This window comes from Streptosporangium sp. NBC_01469 (assembly GCF_036227305.1).
In the GTDB taxonomy this organism is placed as follows: domain Bacteria; phylum Actinomycetota; class Actinomycetes; order Streptosporangiales; family Streptosporangiaceae; genus Streptosporangium.
On the sequence record NZ_CP109465.1, the window covers coordinates 876,669 to 894,897 of the forward strand.

General features: G+C 65.5%; 10 protein-coding genes and 3 rRNA genes. 8 read left to right on the top strand and 5 right to left on the bottom strand.

Annotated features, from left to right (window positions below):
- Positions 1–49 precede the first annotated feature (49 nt).
- Both OG587_RS03995 and OG587_RS04000 read left to right on the top strand, forming a co-directional pair.
- Positions 50–571 carry a YbhB/YbcL family Raf kinase inhibitor-like protein gene (locus tag OG587_RS03995; protein WP_329086967.1) on the top strand — a complete coding sequence of 174 codons (522 nt, stop codon included), beginning with the start codon at positions 50–52 and terminating at the stop codon, positions 569–571.
- A gap of 102 nt (positions 572–673) precedes the next feature.
- Complete coding sequence (locus tag OG587_RS04000; RefSeq protein ID WP_329086969.1) at positions 674–853, top strand: hypothetical protein; 180 nt, start codon at positions 674–676, stop codon at positions 851–853.
- 94 nt (positions 854–947) lie between these two features.
- On the opposite strand, the gene OG587_RS04005 is transcribed toward OG587_RS04000, so the two are convergent.
- A complete protein-coding gene (locus OG587_RS04005) occupies positions 948–2,273 on the bottom strand; it encodes a KamA family radical SAM protein (protein ID WP_329086971.1) in 1,326 nt (441 codons plus the stop codon).
- Between the two features lie 174 nt (positions 2,274–2,447).
- Here OG587_RS04005 and OG587_RS04010 point away from each other — a divergent pair, with 174 nt between their 5' ends.
- The 5 genes from OG587_RS04010 to OG587_RS04030 all read left to right on the top strand — a co-directional run bounded on the left by OG587_RS04010 (position 2,448) and on the right by OG587_RS04030 (position 10,463).
- A complete protein-coding gene (locus OG587_RS04010; protein WP_329086973.1) occupies positions 2,448–3,020 on the top strand; it encodes a DUF1707 SHOCT-like domain-containing protein in 573 nt (190 codons plus the stop codon).
- A 99-nt stretch (positions 3,021–3,119) separates the two neighbouring features.
- Positions 3,120–4,127, top strand: a complete 1,008-nt coding sequence (gene plsX / locus OG587_RS04015; protein ID WP_329093721.1) for a phosphate acyltransferase PlsX — start codon at positions 3,120–3,122, stop codon at positions 4,125–4,127.
- 329 nt (positions 4,128–4,456) lie between these two features.
- On the top strand, positions 4,457–6,835 hold the full coding sequence (locus OG587_RS04020) for an HAD-IC family P-type ATPase (RefSeq protein WP_329086975.1): 2,379 nt from the start codon (positions 4,457–4,459) through the stop codon (positions 6,833–6,835).
- Positions 6,832–8,586, top strand: a complete 1,755-nt coding sequence (gene argS / locus OG587_RS04025; protein WP_329086977.1) for an arginine--tRNA ligase — start codon at positions 6,832–6,834, stop codon at positions 8,584–8,586. The genes OG587_RS04020 and argS overlap by 4 nt, the downstream gene beginning before the upstream one ends.
- A 143-nt stretch (positions 8,587–8,729) precedes the next feature.
- Positions 8,730–10,463, top strand: a complete 1,734-nt coding sequence (locus OG587_RS04030) for a hypothetical protein (RefSeq protein WP_329086979.1) — start codon at positions 8,730–8,732, stop codon at positions 10,461–10,463.
- Between the two features lie 405 nt (positions 10,464–10,868).
- Here the strand turns inward: OG587_RS04030 and OG587_RS04035 are convergent, their stop codons facing one another.
- Positions 10,869–11,261 (bottom strand): cell division protein SepF, encoded by a 393-nt coding sequence (locus OG587_RS04035; protein WP_329086981.1) that lies wholly within the window; start codon positions 11,259–11,261, stop codon positions 10,869–10,871.
- Between the two features lie 206 nt (positions 11,262–11,467).
- Between OG587_RS04035 and OG587_RS04040 the strand changes: the two genes are divergently transcribed.
- The gene (locus OG587_RS04040) at positions 11,468–12,256 is read left to right on the top strand and encodes a PhzF family phenazine biosynthesis protein (protein ID WP_329086983.1); all 789 of its coding nucleotides are present in this window, start codon (positions 11,468–11,470) and stop codon (positions 12,254–12,256) included.
- A 95-nt stretch (positions 12,257–12,351) separates the two neighbouring features.
- Here the strand turns inward: OG587_RS04040 and rrf are convergent.
- The 3 genes from rrf to OG587_RS04055 form a co-directional block, all read right to left on the bottom strand.
- Positions 12,352–12,468, bottom strand: a 5S ribosomal RNA gene (rrf, locus tag OG587_RS04045).
- Between the two features lie 82 nt (positions 12,469–12,550).
- Positions 12,551–15,676 (bottom strand): 23S ribosomal RNA (locus tag OG587_RS04050).
- Between the two features lie 436 nt (positions 15,677–16,112).
- Positions 16,113–17,635 (bottom strand): 16S ribosomal RNA (locus tag OG587_RS04055).
- Together the 16S, 23S and 5S rRNA genes form the textbook arrangement of a ribosomal RNA operon.
- Positions 17,636–18,229: the final 594 nt, after the last annotated feature.

Sequence of the window (18,229 nt, forward strand, 5' to 3'; positions counted from 1 at the left end):
AGGGCAGGATGAGGAGCGACCGACAAGACGCTTCCATCGGAGGTGAATCGTGTCCACGCGGCCACCGATTCCGTATGACTTCCTGCCCCAGGTTCCCGCGCTGACCGTCGAGAGCGACGACGTCCGCGACGGCGAGCGCATGGCCGAGACCCACGTGTTCAACGACTGGGGCTCCACCGGCCAGAACGTCTCCCCCCACCTGCGCTGGTCCGGCGCTCCCGAGGGCACCCTGAGCTACGCCGTGACGTGCTTCGACCCCGACGCCCCCACCGGCAGCGGGTTCTGGCACTGGCTGCTGTTCGACATCCCGGCCGACGTGACCGAGCTGCCCGCCGGCGCGGGTGCGGGCGACGGCGGCGTGGGCGTGCACGGGCGCAACGACTACAGCCACAACGCCTACGGCGGCGCCGCACCGCCGCCCGGGGACCCGCACCGCTACATCTTCGCGGTGCACGCCCTCGACGTGGAGAAACTCGGCCTTGACGCCGACACCCCGCCCGCGGTGGTGGGTTTCAACATCACCGCCCACACCGTGGCCCGCGGATACGTGACGCCCGAGTACCAGAGCTAGCGGCACGGCACGTCCCCGGGTGGGACACGGGAGGCAATGGACTGACAGCGTGTTCGGTGTTCCGGTATGATTCGAACGTTGTTTCGATCCAAGGAAGCCGTCATGGAGTGGGGGCGCGCGATGCGAGAGCTGTCCACCGCGATCGACCACCTGTCCGTCGAGGACCCATCAGAGATTCCGCGTCTCCAGCTGACCGAGCAGCTCATCGAGCTGCACTGGCAGATGGCCAGACTCCAGGCCGAGATCGCCCGTCGCACCTCCGTGCGGGGCCCGGGACGCTGAGGCGGCGGAAACCGGCCGGTGCGCACCGGCCGGTTTCCCCGTGCTCCTCACCGTCGTCATGAGCCTCGGGCGCCGCCAGGGGGGCGGGGCGGGGTCAGGCCGACAGTCGCCGGGGGGCGGCGGTGGCGGGCTCGAAGGGGAAGCGGTCGGCGAAGGCCGGGCGCAGGTCGGTGAGCCACACGGCGTCCGGGTCGTACCTCGCGAAGAAGGGGCGTCCGACCAGCTCCGGATCGCGCGCCTGGATGAGGTGGAGCACGAAGACCTTCTGCCCCGCGACCTCCGCGACGCCGTCCAGGCAGACCTTGCCGGGCGTGGCGGACATCGACGGGCCCCGCACGGTGCGGCACAGCCCGGAAACGCTCGCGTAGGCGTCCCTGAAGATCTCGTAAGCCCTGGCGAGCGGCACCGCGAAGTAGTCCTGCGGACCGGTGTCGCGCTCGACGAACATGTAGTACGGGATCATGCCCATGGTGAGCTGCCTGCGCCACATGGACGACCAGGTCCCGGGGGCGTCGTTGATCGACCGGATCAGCGGAGCCTGCGTCCTGACGACCGCGCCGGTGGCCGTGATCCTCGCGACGGCGGCCTCGACGATCGGAAGGTCCAGCTCCCGGGGGTGCGAGAAGTGCGCCATGAAGGCCAGGTTCTTGCCCGCGTCGACCACGGAGGCGAACAGGCGGAGCGTGTCGTCACTGTCGGGGTCGGAGACGAACCGCTGCGGCCAGTAGGCCAGTGACTTCGTGCCGATGCGGATGGACTCGAGCTGTTCGACGTCGAGCAGCGGCTCCAGATAGCGGCGGAGCACGGGCTCGCTCATGATCATGGGATCGCCGCCGGTGAACAGCACACTGGTCACCTCGGGATGGTCCTTGAGATAGCGGACGAGGGCGTCGACGTCGTCGGAGGCGAACTTCAGGTCGGGCTCCCCGATGAACTGGGCCCACCGGAAGCAGTAGGTGCAGTAGGCGTGGCATGTCTGCCCCTGCTTGGGGAAGAAGAGCACCGTCTCAGGGTATTTGTGCTGCATGCCGGGCATCGGCTCCCTGCCGACGTGCGGGACGTTGAGGTCGAGCTGCCCGGCGGGGTGCGGGTTGAGCCTCATCCTGATCCTGTTCGCGGCCGACTGGATCTCCGCGTTCCCGGCGCCGGCCTCCAGAAGACCCGCCAGCGCGGTGACGTCCGCCTCGGGCAGCATGTCCTCCTGGGGGAAGACCAGTCGATAGATGGGGTCCTCGGGGACGGCGGACCAGTCGATGAGCTGATCCACCACGTAAGCGTTGGTACGGAAGGGCAGCACCGTCGCCACCGCTCTGATCCGGAGCCGCTCGGTGTCACCCAGGCCGCCCCTGCGCAGCAGGTCGTCGAGGTGCTTCGCGGTGTAGGCGCGGAACCCACGCTTGGAGCCTTCGTTCAAGATCACCAGTCCTTTGCCGAGATTTTTTGTCCTTGTCGCGGTAAACCTCACTAGCCTTTCGCGCGTCTCGAACGTGTTACATACCGGACGTAAACCGACCTATGGTCGGTTCCATATCTCGGCAATTTCTTCTCCTGGGAGATATCGCGATATATCTTGAATAGTCGTACACTCACAGTCATGACGTCCCATGACCCCGTTCTGCGCGCCTCAGACGCCGATCGCGACCATGTGGCCGCGGTGCTGAGTGAGGCGCTCGCCACCGGCCGCCTGACCAGCGTCGAGCACGCCGACCGGCTGGAGGCCGCCTACACCGCCGTCACGATGGACGACCTCGTCCCCCTCACCCGCGACCTGCCCGACATCACCGCCCCCGCCCGCGGAACCACCGCCGAGCGGCAGGAGGTCGCCGCCGTCTTCAGCAAGGTCGTGCGCGGCGGACGCTGGATCGCCGGGCGGCACACCGCGCTGAGCGCCACCTTCGGCGCGCTGATCGTCGACCTGTCCGACGCGGTTCTCCCGGGCCGGGAGATCACCCTTGAGGTCAACTCCTACTGCGGCAAGCTGATCGTCAGGGTCCCCCGCGACGCCCACGTCATCGACGAGGTCGGCGCGCTGTTCGCCAAGCGCAGCATCTCCGGCGGCACGGGCGACGGGGACGGCCCGGTCATCAGGGTCGTCGGCCGGGCCACCTTCGGCAAGATCATCGTCTCCCGGGAGAAAAGCGACTGGAATCTCCCCGGCACTCCCTGATCAGCCCGACGGACCGATCAGGTCCCGAGCCCGCCTACGATGCGGACAAACCATCCCGCACGAGGTGACCGCTTGCCTGAGACCGACGCTCCCGGCGTCATGCCGATCGCCCTGGACGCGATGGGCGGCGACAACGCCCCCGACGAGATCGTGGCGGGAGCCGTGCGGGCGGTACGAGAGCACGGGATCTCCATCGTGCTCGTCGGCGCCCCCCGCCCCCTGTCCGAGGCGCTCTCCCGGTACGACGCGACCACCGAGATCCCGATCGTGCGGGCCGAGGAGGCCCTGGCCATGGACGAGGGCGCCCTCGCCAGCCTGCGCCGCCCGCGTTCCAGCATCGCCATCGCCTGCCACCTCGTCCGGCGAGGCGACGCCTGCGCCGTGGTCTCCGCCGGATCCACCGCCGGGATCGTGGCCACCGGGAAGCTCCGGCTCCGCAGCCAGCCCGGGGTGCTCAGGCCCGCCATCGCCGTCGCCCTGCCGACCAGGCCCACCCCGACCGTCCTGCTGGACGCCGGGGCGAACGCCGAGGTCAAGCCGGAGATGCTGGTGCAGTTCGCCCACCTCGGCGCCGCCTACGCGGAAACCGCCCTGGGCATCGAGAGCCCAAGGATCGGCCTGCTGACCATCGGCAGCGAACCGGAGAAGGGCAACAAGCTCGTCAAGCGCGCCCACGAGTTGCTGTCGGCCGCCCCGGGCCTCGACTTCGCGGGCAACATCGAGGGCCACGACCTGCTCGCCCGCACCGTGGACGTCATCGTCACCGACGGCTTCACCGGCAACGTGGCACTCAAGACCATGGAGGGCAGCGTCCGCTACGCCTTCTCCCAACTCCGCGAGACGATCAATGAGAGCCGGACGGCCAGGGTGGGCGGCCTGCTGCAGAAGCGGCGTATCAGGGAGCTCTACCGGCGGCTCGACCCCGAGGTCCACGGCGGGGCCGTACTGCTCGGCCTGAACGGCACCGTGGTCATCGCGCACGGCGCCTCGCAGGCGAAGGGGGTGAGCGCCGCCTGCGTGCTCGCGGCCACGCTGGCCCAGGAGGGCGTGGTGCACCGCATCGGCGAGCGGCTCGCCTCCGCCCCCCGCCCGCACCGCCTCTGGTGACACCGCACCGCCTCCGGGGAGGCTCCGCCTCGGACCTGCTCGTGGCCACCCCCGCCCGCACCGCCTCTGGTGACACCGCCGCCGATGACACCGGCCCCTGCCGCCGACACGCCTTCGATGAGCCGATGACACGCCCGCGGTGACGTATCTTCGGTTACAGGCCTTCGGCGACGTGTTTTCGGTGACGCACCCTCGGTGACACCCGCTGATGACACCCCGCGCACGGGCCGCCCACCTGCGGTGATATTTCCGGCGCATCGGGTGACACCTCCCATCGCGTTCTCCGGCCCCGCGTACCCTGAGTTCCAGTCGATCAAGCGGGGGGCCGCGTGGAGCAGGTGGCGAACCGAGGGCTGACCTCGGCCGAGGTCGCCGAACGGGTGGCCGCGGGACAGGTCAACGACGTCAGGCGCCGGTCGAGCAGATCCGTCTCGGCGATCGTCAGGGCCAACGTCCTCACCCTTTTCAACGGGGTGATCGGCGCGCTCTGGGTGCTGATCATGATCTTCGGGGAGTGGCAGGACGGGCTCTTCGGGCTGGTGATCGTGGCCAACGCGGGCATCGGCATCGTCCAGGAGCTCCGCGCCAAGCGCACCCTCGACCGGCTCGCCATCGTCAACGAGTCCCCGGTCAGGGTCCGCAGGGACGGCTCCGACACCGAGATCCCGCCCCGCCGGGTCGTGCTCGGCGACCTCGTCCTGCTCTCCCCCGGCGACCAGCTGCTGGTCGACGGCGAGGTGGTGGACGCCGACGGACTGGAGGTGGACGAGTCGCTGCTGACCGGCGAGGCCGACCCGGTGTACAAGCGTCCCGGCGACGAGGCTCTGTCAGGCAGCTTCGCGATCGCCGGGAGGGGCTCCTACGTCGCGACCAGGGTCGGCCGCGACGCCTACGCGGCCAGGCTCGCCGAGGAGGCCAGCGCGTTCAGCCTGTCCCACTCGGAGCTGCGCGAAGGCGTCACGCGGTTCATCAAGTACGTGACCTGGCTGGTCATCCCGATCGGCGCCCTGCTCACCTGGAGCCAGGTCAGCAGGCAGACGAGTGTCGGCGAGGCCGTCACCGGCACGGTCGCGGGCATCGTCACCATGATCCCCGAGGGCCTGGTCCTGATGACCAGCATCGCCTTCGCGGTCGGCGTGATCCGGCTGGGCCGGCGCCGCTGCCTGGTTCAGGAACTGCCCGCGATCGAGATCCTGGCCCGGGTCGACACGCTCTGCCTCGACAAGACCGGCACCCTCACCTCGGGTGGCATGGAACTCGACGAGGTCCGCCCGCTCCACGACGACCTGCCCGTGCACGAGGCCCTGGCCGCGCTGGCCAACCTCGACCCCGACCCCAACCCCACCGCCCGCGCCGTCCAGGCCCGCTACCCCGACTCGCCCGGCTGGACCGCCACCACCAAGGTCCCCTTCTCCTCGGCCCGCAAGTGGAGCGGCGCCGAGTTCGCCGATCACGGCGGCTGGGTCCTGGGCGCCCCCGACGTCCTCCTGCCGCCCGGCAGCCCGGCGTACGACGAGGCCGGGGCGCTCGCCGCCACCGGCCTGCGGGTGCTCGCCCTGTGCGGGGTCACCTCGCTGCGCGACCCCGACGACCTCGGCACCGTCGAGGCCGCGGCCGTCATCGTGCTCAGGCAGCGGATCCGCCCCGACGCGGCCGAGACCCTCGCCTACTTCGCCGGACAGCACGTCACCGTCAAGGTCATCTCCGGCGACAACCCCGAGTCGGTGTCGGCCATCGCCACCTCCCTGGGCATCCCCGGCGGGGAGCGCGCGGTGGACGCCCGCACCCTGCCGGAGGACGACCTGGAGAAGCTCGCCGAGATCATGGAGACCAACACCGTCTTCGGCCGGGTCAGCCCGCACCAGAAGCGGCTGTTCGTCGGCGCGCTCCAGTCGCGCGGGCACACGGTCGCGATGACCGGCGACGGTGTGAACGACGTGCTCGCGCTCAAGGACGCCGACCTCGGCGTCGCGATGGGCTCCGGCAGCGGCGCCACCCGGGCGGTCGCCCAGATCGTGCTGATGGACGACGGCTTCGCCGGCCTCCCCTCCGTGGTGGGCGAGGGCCGCCGGGTGCTGGCCAACATCGAGCGGGTCGCCGGGCTCTTCCTGACCAAGACCTTCTACGCGATCGTGCTCTCCCTGCTCACCGGGGTCATCGGGCTCGCGTTCCCGTTCGCTCCCCGGCACTCCACGCTGATCAACGCGCTGACGATCGGCGTCCCCGCCTTCTTCCTCGCGCTCGCGCCGAGCAACGAGCGCGCCAGGAGCGGCTTCGTACCCCGCGTGCTCCGCCTCGCGGTCCCCGCCGGGATCGTCTGCGCCACCGCCGTCTACCTGTCGTACTGGATCGCCCAGAGCGGGTCCTCCACGCTGGGGGAGAGCCGCACCTCGGCGGTGATCACACTGTTCGTCGCCGCCTGGTGGGTGCTGGTCCTGGTCGCCCGCCCGTACGTCTGGTGGCGGGTCGCGCTCGTGGCCTCCATGGCCGGGCTGTTCGCGCTCGCCCTCGCCGTCCCGTTCGCCCGCGAATTCTTCGCGCTCACCCTCGGCGGCCCCGCGGCCGGGCTCACCGCGGCCGGGCTCGGCGTCGCCGCCGGGGTCGTGCTGACGGGCGTCTTCATGATCGCGCGATCCCGCCCTACGGAGCCGATCCAGGGTGATATCCAATCGGTTCGGGACCGGCCAGCCGATACCCTTGGAGCATGACCGACCCGCAGCTCGCACTGACCGAGCGCGTCCAGCAGGCGCTGGCCGCCGCCTTCGGTGCGGAATACTCCGACGCAGACCCGCTGATCCGTCCCTCGCAGTTCGCCGACTACCAGGCGAACGTGGCGATGAGCCTGAGCAAGCGACTGCGAAAGGCCCCGCGGGAGGTCGCCCAGGAGATCGCCGAGCACCTCACCGGCCGGGCCGGGGACGCGTCGGACGACCCGTTCCCCGGCACCGTCGAGGTCAGCGGTCCCGGCTTCCTCAACCTCACCCTCTCCGACGAGTGGATCAGGGCGCAGGCCTCCGAGATCCTGGCCGACCCGCGCACCGGCGTGGGCCTGTCCAGCCCGCCGCAGACCGTCGCGATCGACTACTCCGCGCCCAACGCGGCCAAGGAGATGCACGTCGGCCACCTGCGCACGACGATCGTGGGTGACGCGCTCGCCCGGGTCCACGAGCACCTGGGCAACAAGGTCATCCGGCAGAACCACCTCGGCGACTGGGGCACGCCGTTCGGCATGCTCATCGAGCATCTGCTCGACATCGGCGAGGAGACCGCCGTCGCCCAGCTGGAGGCCGGAGAGGGCAACGCCTACTACCAGGCGGCCCGCGCGAAGTTCGACACCGACCCCGAGTTCAACAGGCGCGCCCGCGCCCGGGTCGTCACCCTGCAGGCCGAGGAGCCCGAGACGATGCGCCTGTGGCGCATCTTCATGGACGCCACGGTCCGTTACTTCAACAAGGTCTACACCCAGCTCGGTGTGACGCTGACCGACGACGACATCGCCGGCGAGAGCATGTACAACCACGTGCTCGCCCAGGTCTGCGACGAGCTGCAGGAGCGTGGCATCGCCGTCCTCAGCGACGGCGCGCTCTGCGTCTTCCCGCCCGGCTACATCGGCCGCGAGGGCCAGCCGCTGCCCCTCATGATCCGCAAGAGCGACGGCGGGTACGGCTACGGCACCACCGACATGGCCACGATCCGCTACCGGGTCCAGGACCTCAAGGTCGACCGCATCCTCTACGTGATCGGCGCGACCCAGTCGCTGCACATGTCGATGGTGTTCGACTCGGCCAGGCTGGCGGGCTGGCTGCCCGACCACGTCAGGGCCGAGCACATCCAGATCGGCAGCGTGCTGGGCTCCGACGGCAAGATGTTCAAGACCAGGAGCGGGAAGTCCATCAAGCTCGTGGAGCTGCTCGACGAGGCCGAGACCAGGGCCGCCGAGGTGCTCAGGGAGAGCGACTACACCGACGCCGAGCGCACGGAGATCGCGCACGCCGTCGGCATGGGCGCGGTCAAGTACGCCGACCTGTCGGTCAGCCACGACAGCGAGTACGTCTTCGACTTCGACCGCATGCTCGCCCTGACCGGCAACACCGGCCCCTACCTGCAGTACGCCCAGGCCCGCATCCGCTCCATCTTCCGCAGGGGCGGGGTGACACCGGCCGAGGCGAACGGTCCGATCGTGCTCGGCCACCCGGCCGAGCGTGCCCTGGCGCTGCAGCTCCTCGGGTTCGGCGCGGTCGTCGAGGAGATGGCGGAGAACTCGGCACCGCACAAGCTGGCCTCCTACCTCTTCGACACCGCGAGCACCTTCACCACGTTCTTCGAGAACTGCCCGGTGCTGAAGGACGACGTCGACGCGGCCACCCGCACCTCGCGACTCGCCCTGTGCGCGCTGACCCTGAAGGTTCTGGAGACCGGCCTGAGCCTTCTCGGCGTCCCGGTGCCCGAGCGCATGTAACCTGTCCACCAGATGATCGTCTTTATTGGGAAAATGAAGGCGATCGTCTGGCAAAGTCATGTTCGGCGCGCCTCCCTGCGGGGATGTCCGAAGCGCAATACGCTGGCGCGGTCATCGGTCACAACTTCGGGGAGCTCTCTGCCTTGAGCACGGACCTGACCGCGAACTTGAGCACGGACACCGCGAATCCGAGCACGGACCTGGCCGCGGACCTGAGCACCGACCTGGTCACGACGTTGGACGCGGATCTGGCAGCGAGGGTTGACACGGAGCCGACCGCGGGCGTGGACACGGACCTGACCACCGAAACCTCACAGGTCACGAACTCACACACCGAAACCTCGCACACCGCGACCTCACACGCAGAAACCTCGCACACCGCGACCTCACACGCAGAAACCTCGCACACCGCGAGCGCACACGCAGAAACCTCGCAGGTCGCGAGCGCACACGCCGAGACAGAGCTGCGCCGCTGTGCCGACGCGCTCCTCACCGATCTGGCCGCCGGCACCGTCCCCACCGGGATGCCGGCGGACTTCGAAGACGTGTCCGATCGCTGGCTGGCTCCGGCCGTCGAGGCGCTCGTGCTGCTCCTGCGCGGCGAGGAGTCACTCGAACCCCTCGCCCGTGCCGCGCAGCGTGACGAGCAGCGGACCGCGCTCTTCCTCTGCCTCGCCCTCGCCGTGGCCGGCCAGGGCGACCGCATCCACGCCTCATGGCTCGGCACCGCCTTCGGAGAGCTGTCCCTGGACCGCCCGGTGACCCACGGCCAGCGGGCGCTCTGGCTCGCCGCCGCGCGCGGGGCGTACGGTCCGGCAGGCAAGATCTTCGTACTCCGCAAGCTCGACGCGGTGGCCGCCTCTCCCGCGTCCGAGCCCGACCGATGGCTGCGCGCGCTGATCCCCGACGAGCCCTCCACGGCCGTGTCACCTGCCCTGGCCGGTTTCGGGGAACTCGCCGAACTCCCCGAGCTGGCCGCCCCCGTACACGCCGCCGCCCGGCTGACCCACCTGCTCGATCGCTGCGCCGAGATCACCTCGGCCCGTGAGAGCAGGGGAGGCGACGGCACCGCCGCCGCCGCAGAGAAGCCCGATTCCGTGAGCGGTTCCGCGGCTCGGGCGAGCGGTGAGACACCCGACCGTACGGAGGGCGCGGCCGTCGGCCTGGGCGATCTCGCGTTCATCACCGCCACGCAGGCGGACCGTTCGGGCGAGGCGACCGTCGTGTGGAGCGAGGACGAGCCGCTGACCGTGCTCCGCCAGCTGACGGGTTCCGGCACCCCCGAGCGACCGATGAGACCGCTCACCGGCCACCTGCTCGGCGACCTGCGCCCCGGCTCCCACCCCTACCTGGCCGCGATCGCGCTGCACGTGGCCGCGCCCATCGTGCGGGCGGCGGGTGAGAGCCTCGCCGAGGCCACCCGTGCCGAGGCGCCCGAGTCGGTCACCATACCGATTCTCGGCCACCGCGTGACGCTCAGGCCCGAGGGCCCGGATCCCGAGTCGCTGGGCGCCGCCGAGGAACGGATCACCACCGAGGGAGCGCCGGCCCGCGGCCGTCCCTGGGCGGCCTACGCGCTGCTCGCCCTGGCCCCGGTGATCCTGGTGGTCGCGCTCGTCCTTCCCGTCCTCCCTCTCGCGCTGCTCGCGCCCCTGCCGGCTGTGGGAGGCGCCTACAGGTTGTGGCGCAGGCGGCAACGTGAGCGAGCGGACGCCGAATACGTCGTCACGCAGCTCGCCGAGCTCAGGGACCTCGCCCAGGGCGCGGTGTGGGCACTGCACGAGTACGCCCACGAGTCCGAGGGCCGGATCAAAACAGCGACCTCCGACCTGGCCGAACTCACCCGCCTGCTCCGCCGGGGCCCCCGAGCCGGCTGACCGGCCGTCGCCGACGTATCCCGTCCGCCGACACGGCCCTGTCGTGGGCGCGCATCGCTGGAGACATCACGGACCTGCGGGCCGGGGTGAACACGCTTCTCTCAGCCCTCTCAGCGCGACTTCGTCCTCGGTACGCGTTGTCCTCGGTACGCGTCGTTGGAGGCGTCACGGATCCGTGGGATGTGGTCGACACGCTTCTCGCCGCGCGGTGCCGCCGTGGGGGCGCATCGTCGGAGACATCACGGATCCGCGGAGCTCATCGACCTGCGGAGCGAGGTGGACCTGCTGCTCGCCGCACGACCTCACCCTCGGTGCGCGGTCCCTCGCCGAGAGCGGCCTCGCACCCGTATCGGGTCCGATCGCGGACGATCACTCAGGACCCGTACCGGCAAGGCCGCTCCGGTGTCAGCCGTTGGTGATCTCCACCTCGGCGGGAGCCAGCAGGAAGACCTTCTCCGCGATCCTCTCGATGCGCCCCTCGCAGCCATACGCCAGCCCCGCGACGAAGTCGACCATGCGAGTGGCCTCGGCGGTGCTCATCCCGCTGACATCCATGATGACGGTCTGACCATCACGGAAGTGCTGGCCGATGACCGGTGCGTCGTTGTACTTCATCGGCGTCAGCATCACGATCCGCGAGGGCTCGTTCATCGCGCGCCAGCGCTTGGCCGCACGCTCCGAGGCGGACTGCCAGTCTTCCTCTTCGCCCTCGACCTCGTCCTCGTAGTCATAGGACTCGTCATAATGCTCGGCCCCGCCCAGGCCAAGGTAGCTCGCCACCTTGCGCACTGCCCCCATCGGCTCGTCCTTTCGCCAGGACCACGCCGTACCCGGCCTGTCCCTACACCTTGGACGGTAACCGACGACGAGAAGTTCGCCATGCGACACGCCCAGCGCTTATTTCCACTTTGTACGGCTACCGCACTGGTTTGCCTGATCCCCGACTTTGCCTGATCTCCTGACCCAACTTCAACCGATATCTTCGGCGCCGCTAGCATCGCGTCATGCTCGTCTACACGGTCGATTCGTTTACCGATGAATTTTTCAAGGGTAACCCCGCCGGGGTCTGCGTACTCGGCAATCCGGCCCCCGACGCCTGGATGCAGTCCGTAGCGGCGGAGATGAGGCACTCCGAGACAGCCTTCCTGCTCGGAGCGGGGGACGGCGGACCGTACCCGCTCCGTTGGTTCACGCCGGTGACCGAGGTGGCCCTGTGCGGGCATGCGACCTTGGCCGCGGCGCATGTGCTGTATTCCACAGGAACGGTCCCAGAAACCCTCGAATTCTCAACGAAGAGCGGAATCCTGTCCGCGACCAGGGATAAATACGGTTTAATCAGCATGGATTTCCCGGCAAAAGTACTCCAAGCGATGAACCCTCCGGAGGGGCTGATCGATGCTCTCGGAGTTAAACCTGTTTGGACAGGAAAAAATGTTTGGGATTATCTCGTGGAGGTCGAGTCCGAGGAGGCCGTACTCGCCACCGCCCCTGACTTCCGGGCTCTGGAGGCCGTCGACGCGCGGGGAGTCATCGTGACGGCTCGAGCCTCGCGCGCCGGCGCCGACTACGTGTCCCGATTCTTCGCTCCCAGGGTCGGAGTCCCCGAGGATCCGGTGACAGGCTCCGCCCACTGTGCGCTCGCGCCGTACTGGTCGGCCAAGCTCGGTTCCGAAAGGCTGGTGGGTGCCCAGCTGTCACAGCGCGGAGGCGTGATCCGCACGGCTGTACGGGGCGACCGGGTCGAACTCGCGGGAAACGCGGTGACCGTCCTTTCCGGCGAGCTCCACGTCTAGGGTCAGGACCGGAGAGGCCCGGGAAAGACGCGAAAAAAGGAGGCCCGGAAAGCACGAAAGCCCCCACCAAAGGTGGGGGCCTACGTGAAACGATTGTCCGGCGGTGACCTACTCTCCCACACCGTCCCCGGTGCAGTACCATCGGCGCTGAAGAGCTTAACTTCCGGGTTCGGAATGTAACCGGGTGTTTCCCCTTCGCCATAACCGCCGTAACCCTATGAAACACACAAACCAATGTTTGTTGTCTCAGAATTGCGTAGTGGACGCGAGCAAGACATGCAAGCATGTTGCTTTGTGGTCAAGTCCTCGGCCTATTAGTACTGGTCAGCTCCACACATTACTGCGCTTCCACTTCCAGCCTATCAACCCGGTCGTCTACCGGGAGCCTTACCCACTCTCATGGTGGGAGACCTCATCTCAAGGCGAGCTTCCCGCTTAGATGCTTTCAGCGGTTATCCCTTCCGAACGTAGCCAACCAGCCGTGCTCCTGGCGGAACAACTGGCACACCAGAGGTTCGTCCGTCCCGGTCCTCTCGTACTAGGGACAGCTCCTTTCAAGTCTCCTGCGCGCGCAGCGGATAGGGACCGAACTGTCTCGCGACGTTCTAAACCCAGCTCGCGTACCGCTTTAATGGGCGAACAGCCCAACCCTTGGGACCTACTCCAGCCCCAGGATGCGACGAGCCGACATCGAGGTGCCAAACCATCCCGTCGATATGGACTCTTGGGGAAGATCAGCCTGTTATCCCCGGGGTACCTTTTAGCCGTTGAGCGACGGCGCTTCCACATGCCACCGCCGGATCACTAGTCCCAGCTTTCGCTCCTGCTCGACCCGTCGGTCTCACAGTCAAGCTCCCTTGTGCACTTACACTCGACACCTGATTGCCAACCAGGCTGAGGGAACCTTTGGGCGCCTCCGTTACTCTTTAGGAGGCAACCGCCCCAGTTAAACTACCCACCAGACACTGTCCCTGATCCGGATCACGGACCGAAGTTAGACGTTCAAAACGACCAGAGTGGTATTTCACCAATGACTCCACCACCACTAGCGTGATAGCTTCACCGTCTCCCACCTATCCTACACAAGACGTTCCAAACGCCAATGTCAAGCTATAGTGAAGGTCCCGGGGTCTTTCCGTCCTGCTGCGCGTAACGAGCATCTTTACTCGTAGTGCAATTTCGCCGGGTCTGCGGTTGAGACAGCGGGGAAGTCGTTACGCCATTCGTGCAGGTCGGAACTTACCCGACAAGGAATTTCGCTACCTTAGGATGGTTATAGTTACCACCGCCGTTTACTGGCGCTTAAGTTCTCAGCTTCGCACACCAAAGTGCACTAACCGGTCCCCTTAACGTTCCAGCACCGGGCAGGCGTCAGTCCGTATACATCGTCTTACGACTTCGCACGGACCTGTGTTTTTAGTAAACAGTCGCTTCCCCCTGGCCTCTGCGACCCCCACCAGCTCAGAGCGCGAAGCTCATCACCAGCGAAGGCCCCCCTTCTCCCGAAGTTACGGGGGCAATTTGCCGAGTTCCTTAACCACAGTTCACCCGATCGCCTTAGTATTCTCTACCTGACCACCTGAGTCGGTTTAGGGTACGGGCCGCCACGACACTCACTAGAGGCTTTTCTCGGCAGCATAGGATCACCCACTTCGCCACAATCGGCTCGGCATCACATCTCAGACTTAATGCGCTGCGGATTTGCCTACAACGCGTCCTACATGCTTACCCCAGGACTACCATCGCCTGGGCTGGGCTACCTTCCTGCGTCACCCCATCGCTTACCTACTACCAGTTCAGGCCAGGCGTTCACCCTCACCCCAAGCCCGAAGGCTCAAGGGGGTTAAGGACCCTTAGTATCACTGGATTCAGTATTGGCGCATCGTAGCGGGTACGGGAATATCAACCCGTTGTCCATCGACTACGCCTGTCGGCCTCGCCTTAGGTCCCGACTTACCCTGGGCGGATTAGCCTGCCCCAGGAACCCTTGGTCATCCGGCGCAGAAGTTTCTCACTTCTGATTCGCTACTCATGCCTGCATTCTCACTCGCACAGCCTCCACAGCTGGATCACTCCGCTGCTTCCCCGGCCGCACGACGCTCCCCTACCCATCCACACACCTAAACCACAAAGGCTCGGTACATGTGTGAATGCCACGACTTCGGCGGTGTACTTGAGCCCCGCTACATTGTCGGCGCAGAATCACTTGACCAGTGAGCTATTACGCACTCTTTCAAGGGTGGCTGCTTCTAAGCCAACCTCCTGGTTGTCACTGCGACTCCACATCCTTTCCCACTTAGCACACGCTTAGGGGCCTTAGTCGGTGGTCTGGGCTGTTTCCCTCTCGACTACGGAGCTTATCCCCCGCAGTCTCACTGCTACGCTCTCACTTACCGGCATTCGGAGTTTGGCTGACGTCAGTAACCTTGTCGGGCCCATTAGCCATCCAGTGCTCTACCTCCGGCAAGAAACACGTAACGCTGCACCTAAATGCATTTCGGGGAGAACCAGCTATCACGGAGTTTGATTGGCCTTTCACCCCTAAACACAGGTCATCCCCCAGGTTTTCAACCCTGGTGGGTTCGGTCCTCCACGCGGTCTTACCCGCGCTTCAACCTGCCCATGCCTAGATCACTCCGCTTCGGGTCTACAGCATGCGACTCAAACGCCCTATTCAGACTCGCTTTCGCTACGGCTCCCCCACACGGGTTAACCTCGCCACACACCATAACTCGCAGGCTCATTCTTCAAAAGGCACGCAGTCACATCACAAACAAGGCGAACCTCGTTTACGCTCCTACGGCTTGTAGGCACACGGTTTCAGGTACTATTTCACGACCCCTCACCGGGGCGCTTTTCACCTTTCCCTCACGGTACTTGTTCACTATCGGTCATCAGGGAGTATTTAGGCTTACCAGGTGGTCCTGGCAGATTCACACAGGATTTCTCGGGCCCCGTGCTACTTGGGATCCCCTCAAACAGTCCAACCAATTTCGCCTACCCGACTCTCACGGTCTACGGCGCAACTTCCCAGAAGCTTCGACTATCGGAAGGATTTCTAACTGTCTGGAGAAACGGCAGCTCCTCCCAGAGGGTCCCACAACCCCGCAAACGCAACGCCTGCCGGCTATCACACGCCTACGGTTTAGCCTGATCCGCTTTCGCTCACCACTACTCACGGAATCACTATTTGTTTTCTCTTCCTACGGGTACTGAGATGTTTCACTTCCCCGCGTTACCACCAACCGCCCTATACATTCAGGCGGAGGCAACACCACATGACTGGTGCTAGGTTTCCCCATTCGGACATCCCCGGATCAAAGTCTGGTTGGCGACTCCCCGGGGCTTAACGCAGCCTCCCACGTCCTTCATCGGCTCCTGATGCCAAGGCATCCACCGTGTGCCCTAAAAAACTTGGCCACAAAGATGCTCGCGTCCACTATGCAAATCTCAAACAACAAACAGCGACCAAACCCACCCCGCCACCAACACCCACCACCACACACAAAACATGCGCAGCTGTGAACTGGTCTGACAGGAGGTCGGCCCCGCACGAGGCAAAACAGACACCCACCCCGAACCCGGGGCAGGCACCAGGGCCACCACCAACCGGCAGCAGCCCCGAACATGGTCCGTTTCCTCAGGACCCAACAGTGTGTTCGAACCAGCCCAACCCCTGAAACCGTCGTTCCCACTCCCTCCGAAGAGGGCGGTACTAGCCGGCCAGCGACCAAGCCGATCCGAGTAGCCAGTGCTCCACTAATGAGCGTGTCACGCAGGGAACATTCGCCCCTGACCGCGACGTAGACCCATCCCACCCAGCCAAGCTGGACGGAAGTGAGCCGGTGCTCCTTAGAAAGGAGGTGATCCAGCCGCACCTTCCGGTACGGCTACCTTGTTACGACTTCGTCCCAATCGCCAGCCCCACCTTCGACCGCTCCCCCCAGACAAGCTGGTTGGGCCACGGGCTTCGGGTGTTGCCGACTTTCGTGACGTGACGGGCGGTGTGTACAAGGCCCGGGAACGTATTCACCGCAGCGTTGCTGATCTGCGATTACTAGCGACTCCGACTTCATGGGGTCGAGTTGCAGACCCCAATCCGAACTGAGACCGGCTTTTAGGGATTCGCTCCACCTTGCGGTATCGCAACCCTCTGTACCGGCCATTGTAGCATGTTTGCAGCCCAAGACATAAGGGGCATGATGACTTGACGTCATCCCCACCTTCCTCCGAGTTGACCCCGGCAGTCTCCAATGAGTCCCCACCACCCCCGAAGGAGCGTGCTGGCAACATTGAACAAGGGTTGCGCTCGTTGCGGGACTTAACCCAACATCTCACGACACGAGCTGACGACAGCCATGCACCACCTGTCACCCAGTCCGAAGAGGCACCCATCTCTGAGTGTTTCCGGGCGATGTCAAGCCTTGGTAAGGTTCTTCGCGTTGCGTCGAATTAAGCAACATGCTCCGCCGCTTGTGCGGCCCCCGTCAATTCCTTTGAGTTTTAGCCTTGCGGCCGTACTCCCCAGGCGGGGCGCTTAATGCGTTAGCTACGGCGCGGAAACCGTGGAAGGTCCCCACACCTAGCGCCCAACGTTTACAGCGTGGACTACCAGGGTATCTAATCCTGTTCGCTCCCCACGCTTTCGCTCCTCAGCGTCAGGTAAGGCCCAGAGAACCGCCTTCGCCACCGGTGTTCCTCCTGATATCTGCGCATTTCACCGCTACACCAGGAATTCCGTTCTCCCCTACCTACCTCTAGCCAGCCCGTATCGAATGCAGACCTGGAGTTAAGCCCCAAGCTTTCACACCCGACGTGACAAGCCACCTACGAGCTCTTTACGCCCAATAATTCCGGACAACGCTTGCGCCCTACGTATTACCGCGGCTGCTGGCACGTAGTTAGCCGGCGCTTCTTCTGCAGGTACACGTCAACTTCGTCCCTGCTGAAAGAGGTTTACAACCCGAAGGCCGTCATCCCCCACGCGGCGTCGCTGCGTCAGGCTTTCGCCCATTGCGCAATATTCCCCACTGCTGCCTCCCGTAGGAGTCTGGGCCGTGTCTCAGTCCCAGTGTGGCCGGTCGCCCTCTCAGGCCGGCTACCCGTCGTCGCCTTGGTAGGCCATTACCCCACCAACAAGCTGATAGGCCGCGAGTCCATCCCCAACCGAAAAACTTTCCACACACCAACGATGCCGTCATGTGTCATATCCGGTATTAGACCCAGTTTCCCGGGCTTATCCCAGAGTCAGGGGCAGGTTACTCACGTGTTACTCACCCGTTCGCCGCTCGAGTACCCCGAAGGGCCTTTCCGCTCGACTTGCATGTGTTAAGCACGCCGCCAGCGTTCGTCCTGAGCCAGGATCAAACTCTCCAAACAATGTCTGAACAGTCCTTACCCAGCTGAAAGCACCCACCACACATGGTGGATGTAATCAACCAAAGGAATCCATCCCCCACCCGAAAAGAGTGGTAGGACGGGGTTGTGCTTCATGCACTGGCTTTTAACACACTGTTGAGTTCTCAAGAAACGGACGCGTACACCATCACCCTGACCCGACCAACCGGCCGACCAGAACTCCGGGGCGTTCGTTTTTATTCTTTTCTGTTCTTTCGTTGTGCCTTTATTCTTTCAGGCCCGCTTTTTCGTGTCAAACCGGCTTGTTTTGATCCGGTTGATTCGATCTAGCTGGTCCTACTGGAATTCAGGCGACTCCGTTTCCAGAGCAACCCCTCAAACTTACCAGCCTCTGAGCGGCTCTGCGAACCGATCTTCGAGACCGTTGGTTTCAAAGGGATTACCGGCAAACACGACACAAGCCATACTGAAGTCACCGGAGTGATTGGAGTGGTTTGCGCCGGACCTTGCCGACATCAAAAGATTAGCAGCCCCCACGGACCGCTCGAGACGTAACGACGAACCCCGCGACCGTATTCCCCAGGCGGAGGAGCTGGGCGGAGGAGCCAGGGGGAA

Bases quoted from the DNA above. Each gene is read 5' to 3' on its own strand.
- OG587_RS04000 (WP_329086969.1), top strand. From the start codon at position 674: ATGGAGTGGGGGCGCGCGATGCGAGAGCTGTCCACCGCGATCGACCAC.
- OG587_RS04010 (WP_329086973.1), top strand. From the start codon at position 2,448: ATGACGTCCCATGACCCCGTTCTGCGCGCCTCAGACGCCGATCGCGAC.
- plsX (WP_329093721.1), top strand. From the start codon at position 3,120: ATGCCGATCGCCCTGGACGCGATGGGCGGCGACAACGCCCCCGACGAG.
- argS (WP_329086977.1), top strand. From the start codon at position 6,832: ATGACCGACCCGCAGCTCGCACTGACCGAGCGCGTCCAGCAGGCGCTG.
- OG587_RS04035 (WP_329086981.1), bottom strand. From the start codon at position 11,261: ATGGGGGCAGTGCGCAAGGTGGCGAGCTACCTTGGCCTGGGCGGGGCC.
- OG587_RS04040 (WP_329086983.1), top strand. From the start codon at position 11,468: ATGCTCGTCTACACGGTCGATTCGTTTACCGATGAATTTTTCAAGGGT.